Below are 6,735 nucleotides of genomic sequence, written 5' to 3' on the forward strand. Positions count from 1 at the left end.
GAATCGGCTGAACGGCACGAGAGGCAACTTTCTGTCTCAAGATGAATGAACGATGAAGATTAGCACAGGTAAAGCCAGCCATGCACGGAGGAATCTTCTTCCGCGCGTTGCCGGCGCAAAAGGCGTTCGGAGCCGAAGGCCTGTGGAAAAACACATGCGGCAGGGGCTGGTTTAAGAAATGAACCGCAGAACAGCCTGCGGGTCCGATCTTGAAAGAAGGTCGCTTCGGTATGCGTCCCAATAGCCGGAAAGGGCGCCTGCTGGGGCGCCCTCATTGGGTTGAAATCCGGTTGGCCGGATGACCTAAATGGTTGCGGGGGCAGGATTTGAACCTGCGACCTTTGGGTTATGAGCCCAACGAGCTACCGGGCTGCTCCACCCCGCAGTACTAATATAGCTTTGATTTGTAGTGTGGGTCAATTCTGCACCGTGTGCCAATTTTCGTGAGGTTGCACCTGGTTGCGTAACCGTAACTTTTTGCTGGAAATTGCGTCTGCAATCAACAAGGAGCTTCGCGCACGGCGGTTTCGCGCGTGTGGCCGGGTTGGAGGAGAAGTATGAAGGGCAACGCTTTATGGAGCATCTTTATGGCTGGGCTGCTCACGGTTTCAGGAGCGGGGTTCGCCCAGAGTTCTCCGGGGACCGTGTCGGACGCGCAGATTGAGGCGAATGTGCTTAAGGCGTTGGCGAATGCGCCGGAGTTGATGAACCAGCCGATTAAATCGACTACTGTCTACGGGACTGTAACTCTGACCGGATCAGTGAAGGACGAGGCTTCGCGCGATCTGGCCGAGAAGGTGGTATCGAATACTGTGGACGTAAAGAAAGTTGTGGATGAGATGACTGTCGATCCGGCCGCGGTGGCGCAGAGTGCGAATGCTGAGGAGGGGACGAATCCAAACCTGCAATCGGATGGGAGGATGGCGTCATCTGGCGCGGCGCAGGCTCCGGCTCCGGCGCAACCGCCCGCGCCGCCAGCTCCCCCAACTGCTTCAGCTCCGGTGACGCGCACTGCGCCTCCTCCACTACAGCCTGAGTATGGGCCACGGGGGTATGCGCACCGTCCTTATGTGGAGCAGCGAGGCGGGGACGCGGTGACGGTTCCGAGCGGAGCACTGCTGCGCGTGCGGATCAACGAAGAACTGGACAGCGAGCATACAGCAGTGGGCACGGTGTTCGATGGTGTGGTTTTGAATGACGTGGTAGCAGGCGGTTCGGTGGCGATACCGCGTGGGGCTGCAATTCAGGGCAAAGTCGTGGATGTTCATCGGGCCGGCGAATTCAAGGGGCGTGGCGCTTTGATGTTGCAGTTGACGGAGCTGACGCTGGGCGGACAGACTTATCCGTTGGTTTCCAATGAATGGACGCAGCATGGCATCGATAAGACGGGGCAAACCGTCAGCAACACAGTTGGACTCGGGGCCGTGGGTGCGATGATCGGCGCGGTAGCCGGGGGCGGTGCGGGCGCGGCGGTTGGCGCCGGTGTTGGCGGAGTGGCTGGACTGGGCGTTTCGTCGGCATCGCGGCGCGGTGAGGCGCAGGTGCCCTCCGAGGGCATTGTTGCGTTTCGCCTGACGCAGCCTGCCGAGCTGACGACGGTCTCGCAGGCCGAACTGGACAGGCTTGGAGCAGGCGTTCCGGTAGGAGCGACTCCCAGGATGCAGCGGCGGTATCCGCCTCCGCCGTACTACTACGGGCCTTACTACCGTCCTTATCCGTACTGGTGGTAAGCGAGCAGGGCTTTGCGCAAGGCGCCATGTCGCTGGATGTTCATGGCGCGCATGTCTTTGTGTGACCTGGCCCTTTGCTGATTTATACTTATAGCTTGCCCTGCAAAATGCGTGGCGCGGGTTCCGGCGGTTGCCGGACTTGCTCCGTGCAGAGCAAAATCCCGGGCATTCGTCCGCACGCCGGTGCGAGCGGCGACCGCGAAGTGAAGGTTTTTAGACAGAATGATTCGTACTCTGCAGCAAGACAGCCGCTTCATGAAGATTGTCTTCATCGTCATTATCAGTCTGGCGACGATAACGATGGTGATTACGCTGGTACCCGGAATCTTTGACAACGCTGAGGTGAACGACGCGAGCGTTTTTGCGACCGTGCATGAGCCGGGTTTCTTTGGCCGGTTCGGCAGCGGCACGCCTATCAAAATGACCGACGTGAACCAACTGGCTGCGCGGCAGTTGCAGCAGCAGCGGCTGCCTGATTTCCTGATGCCCTACGTGACGCAGCGAGCAGGACAGGCGCTGGTGCAGCGCGCCATTCTGAAGAACGAGGCTGACCGCCTGCACCTGCAAGTGAGCGACGACGACCTCCGTCAGGAGTTGGAGACCGGGCCGTTTGCGCAGTACCTTTTCCCGAACGGCAAGTACATTGGCGACGAAGGCTACATGAACTTCGTGCAGAGCGCGTTCCAGATCAGTCGCAGCGATTTCGAGTCGCAGGTAAAGAGCGACATGGAGATCAGCCGGTTGCAGGCGCTGATTACCGGTGGAGCTTCGGTTTCCGACAAGGCCGTGCGCGAGGCTTACATGGCTGACGGCACCAAGGTGAAGTTCGACTACGCCGTCATCTCGTCGGACGACCTGGCCAAGACGATCAATCCTTCGGATGCCGACTTGCAGAAGTTCTTCGAGCAGAGCAAGGCCCGGTACGCAACGGCGATGCCGGAGACGCGGAAGATTGAGTACGTTGCGTTTGACGCCTCGAATCTGCCCGGTGGCAAGCCTCAGGTGACGGACGCCGAGGTGCAGGCCTACTACAACCAGCATCTGGACCAGTACGAGGTGAAGGACCAGGTAAAGACGCGGCACATCTTGATTGCGGTTCCCGCTGGGGCGGACGCGAAGGCCGACGCGACGGCCAAGGCGAAGGCCCAGGACGTGCTGAAGCAGATCAAGGCTGGCGGCAATTTTGCCGAGTTGGCGAAGAAGTATTCGGACGACCCGGGCAGCAAAGACCAGGGCGGCGAGTTGCCGATGATGCCTGCCGCAGGTTTGGATCCGGCGTATGCGAAGGCCGCGCTGGCGCTTGCTCCGGGGCAGACTTCCGACCTGGTGCGGTCGCAGTTTGGCTACCACATCATTCAGACCGAGCAGAAGGAGACCGCGCATACCAAGCCGCTGAGCGAGGTGAAGGCAGAGATTGTGCCGGTTCTGGAGCAGCAGAAGGCTGGAGCGGCGGAGCAGGGATTTGCAACGACGCTGGCAGCGGACGCGAAGAAGAATGGCCTGGACAAGGCTGCGGCGTCGCGTGGTCTGCACGTGGTGACGACGGACTACGTCGGGAAGGATGGTGTGATTGCGGGGTTGGCTGACGGCGCCGCGCTGTTGACGCAGGCCTTCGTCACGACCAAGGATGCAGCACCCGCCGCGGTGACGACCGGCGACGGATACGCCGTGTTTCAGGTGGTGGACGTGAAGCCTGCCCACGCTCCTGACTTCGCCGACTACAAGCAGCATATTCTTGATGATTACCGCGAGCAGCAGGTGCCCGCGCTGCTGAGCACGCAGTTGAACAAGCTGGCAGACCGGGCAAAGGCGCTGGGCGATCTGCGTAAGGCTGCCGCCGAAATGAACGTTCCGGTGAAGACCAGCGACCTGGTTGGCAAGGATGCACAGGTTCCTGATCTGGGCGCGATGAGCGGTCCGGGAGCCTCGGCGTTCACGCTGGCCAAGGGCGCTATCTCCGGGCCGATCAATGCTGGCCGCGTGGGAGTCGTGCTGACCGTGCTGGACAAGCAGGAGCCGACGCCCGAGGACGTGCAGAAGAACTTCGATAAGACGCGCGAGCAACTGCTTGCCGCGCAGGATGATGAAATCTTCCGCGTCTATGTCGGCAACCTGATGGAGCAGTATCAGAAGAGCGGCGCGATCCGCTATGCGAAGGGTTCGCAGACGCAGCCGAGTCTGCCGTCGGGAAGCTAGGCGAGTCGGTAGTCGGAAAAGCGCCCGGGGCTTCGGCCTCGGGCGTTTTTGCTTTTGGCCAACAATGATGAGTACGTCTGCGTACAGAGCAGAATTCTGGCATCATACAAGTGCATGGGGGAGCGATGAGCGGGGATGGGCTGAATCAGGAGCGATTATCGGGAGTCTTGCTGCATGTCACTTCGCTTCCTTCGTATGGCGGCGTAGGCGACTTCGGGCCTGCGGCTTATGGGTTTGTGGATTTTCTGGCGGCGGCAAAGCAGCGGCTTTGGCAGGTGCTGCCGCTGAGTCCGACGGGCTATGGGAACTCGCCGTACTCGGCGCTGTCTGCATTTGCGGGAAACCCGCTTTTTATCAGTCTGGAGAAGCTGGCTCAAGAGGGATGGATTGCCTGGGACAGGATAGCCGGGTTGCCTGGACATGAAGGTCCAGCGGACTTCGATGCGGCGACTCGGCTGAAGCTGCCGCTGGTGGAAGAGGCGGCGGGAAATTTTCTCGACCGCGCACCGGACGAGAAGCGGGCTCGGTTCCAGAAGTTTTGCAAGGACAATATCTCGTGGCTGCCGGACTATGCGATGTTCAATGTGCTGCGGCGCATGCATGGATATGTGAGTTGGAATGAGTGGCCGGCGGAACATGCGCTGCGCAACCATGATGCGCTGACGGCGGTGCTGAACTCGCACGGACGCGAGCTCGAAGTCGAGCAGGCGGTGCAGTTCTTCTTCAACGAACAGTGGTGCGAGCTGCGCGGCTACTGCGCGGAGCGCAAGATTCGCGTGCTGGGCGATGTGGCCATCTTTGTAAGCTACGACAGCGCCGATGCGTGGACGCACCCTGAAGTCTTCGAATTGGATGAGGAGCGGCGCCCGCTGCGTGTCTCGGGCGTACCGCCGGACTATTTTTCAAAGACTGGCCAGCGATGGGGAAATCCGCTCTATCGGTGGGGACTGCTTAGAGAGCGCGGATTCGACTGGTGGGTGGCGCGGATTCGCCGTGCGCTTTCGCTCTATGACTCAATTCGCCTGGACCACTTTCGCGGCTTCGAGGCGTACTGGTCGATTCCCGCGGAGGAAGAGACGGCGGTGCATGGACAGTGGGTGAAGGCACCGGGGCATGAGCTCTTTCAGCGACTCAAAGAGGTCTTCGGCAGCCTGCCGTTCATCGCGGAAGACCTCGGACTGATTACGCCGGAGGTCGATGAGCTGCGCGAGCACTTCGGAATGCCGGGGATGCGGATCTTGCAGTTTGGGTTCTCCGATCGTGGCAGTCATCTCTATCTGCCGCACCGTTTTGTGCCCAACACGGTGGTGTACACGGGTACGCACGACAACAACACAACGCTCGGCTGGTGGCAGCATGACACCAGCGAGACGGAGCGAGCGAATGCGCAGACGTATCTGCAAACCGTGGAGCATGACGGCGAGATTGTGTGGGCGATGATGCGCACGGCGGCGCGCTCTGTGGCGAACCTGTGCATCTTTCCCATGCAGGACGTGCTGCACCTGGGCAGCGAAGCGCGCATGAACACACCCGCGGCCGGCGCGGGAAACTGGACGTGGCGCTACCGTCTCGACGCATTACATCCTGACTTTGCGACGAAATTGGCATCTCTGATGGAGATGACCGACCGCGACGGCTATGTTGCTCCAAGCAGCGGCGAGGCGGGCAAGCCCGCAGAATGAGTGGGAGTGGCCCAGCACGAGCAGAGCCCGTGCCGAACAGTTAGACTAGTGGTTGATATTCAGATGTTCAGGAGAAACGATGCCTCTTTCCGGTGAAGCCATTCGCACGATGAACTATGTGGACGACATCTCTGTCACACTGCGCAGGATTCTGGCGGTGCTGCCGTCGCTGACCGAGGACGAACGGCAGCGGGTGGCGGACCACATCCGGCACGCGGAGCCGAGCTACGATACGGTGCTCGCGGCGATTGCGGGAAAGAAGTGAGTGAGGCTGGCGGGCAGCCTTCACGGGTCCGCACGATTGCTGTCATCGGAGCTGGGGTCGCGGGGCGCGGCTTTGCGTTGGCCTGTGCGGCGGCGGGATTCGACGTGGTGCTCGAAGATGTGATGCCCTCGAATCTGCGCCGGGCCGAGGCAGAGTTTGCCGACCTCGGCGACGCGGCCGGGCGGCTGGAGTTGGCGCGGACGGTGGAAGATGCCGTTCGTGACGCGGACGTGGCCGTGGACTTTGTGCCGGACGAACTGGAGTCGAAGCTGGAGATCTTCAGTCTGATCGACCGCATGGCCCCGCCGAAGACGATCATCTGCACGCCGAGCGAGGCGATGAGCATCACCGACCTGGCCTCCTGCGTCTATCGTCCGGAGCGGTGTGTGGCCGTGCGCGGCAGGCTTGGCGGTGCGGAGTCGGTGCGTGTGCTGTATCCCGATGGCGTATTGCCGGAGACGCTCAGGGTGGTGGGCGACCTTCTGCGCGCATTCGGTGCAGAGCCACGGATGGAGCCGGACCCGGATGTGCCGGTCCTGATGAAGAACCTGACGCGGAAATCGCTCTGAGCGGTGTCTAACCAGATATCTGACCAGTCAGGGTGATGGCGGGGTCAGCGGCAACAGGTTCAGAATAGGGAACTGGGACTGCAAATTTGCGTACCAGAAAGGGTGAGCAGAAGTCCATTCACTGCGATGCGTGCCCTCGTCGACATCTTTTCCCAGGTGTTCCGCTCGATTGCGGCCAATAAGCTGCGCTCGTTTCTGACGATGTTCGGTATCGCCTGGGGCGTGGCTTCGTTGCTGCTGCTGATTGGTCTGGGCGAAGGGTTTCGCTCAGGGCAGCGGCGAAACCTGTCGCA

The 6,735-nt window shown here is 60.9% G+C and carries 5 protein-coding genes and 1 tRNA gene; 5 read left to right on the plus strand and 1 reads right to left on the minus strand.

Annotated elements, in window-relative coordinates; all coding sequences use genetic code 11:
* Positions 1-308 precede the first annotated feature (308 nt).
* Positions 309-385, minus strand: a tRNA-Met gene (locus tag VFU66_RS07000).
* A 202-nt stretch (positions 386-587) separates the two neighbouring features.
* Here VFU66_RS07000 and VFU66_RS07005 point away from each other — a divergent pair.
* From VFU66_RS07005 to VFU66_RS07025, 5 genes are all read left to right on the plus strand, one after another.
* Entirely contained in the window at positions 588-1,730 is a 1,143-nt protein-coding gene (locus tag VFU66_RS07005) for a BON domain-containing protein (protein WP_326445526.1), read from the plus strand.
* 222 nt (positions 1,731-1,952) lie between these two features.
* On the plus strand, positions 1,953-3,926 hold the full coding sequence (locus VFU66_RS07010) for a peptidyl-prolyl cis-trans isomerase (protein WP_326445527.1): 1,974 nt from the start codon (positions 1,953-1,955) through the stop codon (positions 3,924-3,926).
* 125 nt (positions 3,927-4,051) lie between these two features.
* Positions 4,052-5,608, plus strand: coding sequence for a 4-alpha-glucanotransferase (gene malQ, locus VFU66_RS07015; protein ID WP_326445528.1), 1,557 nt, complete (start codon positions 4,052-4,054; stop codon positions 5,606-5,608).
* 79 nt (positions 5,609-5,687) lie between these two features.
* Positions 5,688-5,873, plus strand: coding sequence for a hypothetical protein (locus VFU66_RS07020; protein ID WP_326445529.1), 186 nt, complete (start codon positions 5,688-5,690; stop codon positions 5,871-5,873).
* Entirely contained in the window at positions 5,870-6,442 is a 573-nt protein-coding gene (locus VFU66_RS07025) for a 3-hydroxyacyl-CoA dehydrogenase NAD-binding domain-containing protein (protein ID WP_326445530.1), read from the plus strand. The genes VFU66_RS07020 and VFU66_RS07025 overlap by 4 nt, the downstream gene beginning before the upstream one ends.
* Positions 6,443-6,735: the final 293 nt, after the last annotated feature.

The sequence above is a fragment of the Edaphobacter sp. genome, assembly GCF_035763405.1.
In the GTDB taxonomy this organism is placed as follows: Bacteria; Acidobacteriota; Terriglobia; order Terriglobales; family Acidobacteriaceae; genus Edaphobacter.

Excerpts from the sequence above, each read along its gene's own strand:
- VFU66_RS07010 (WP_326445527.1), top strand. The coding sequence starts at position 1,953 with ATGATTCGTACTCTGCAGCAAGACAGCCGCTTCATGAAGATTGTCTTC.
- malQ (WP_326445528.1), top strand. The coding sequence starts at position 4,052 with ATGAGCGGGGATGGGCTGAATCAGGAGCGATTATCGGGAGTCTTGCTG.
- VFU66_RS07020 (WP_326445529.1), top strand. The coding sequence starts at position 5,688 with ATGCCTCTTTCCGGTGAAGCCATTCGCACGATGAACTATGTGGACGAC.
- VFU66_RS07005 (WP_326445526.1), top strand. The coding sequence starts at position 588 with ATGGCTGGGCTGCTCACGGTTTCAGGAGCGGGGTTCGCCCAGAGTTCT.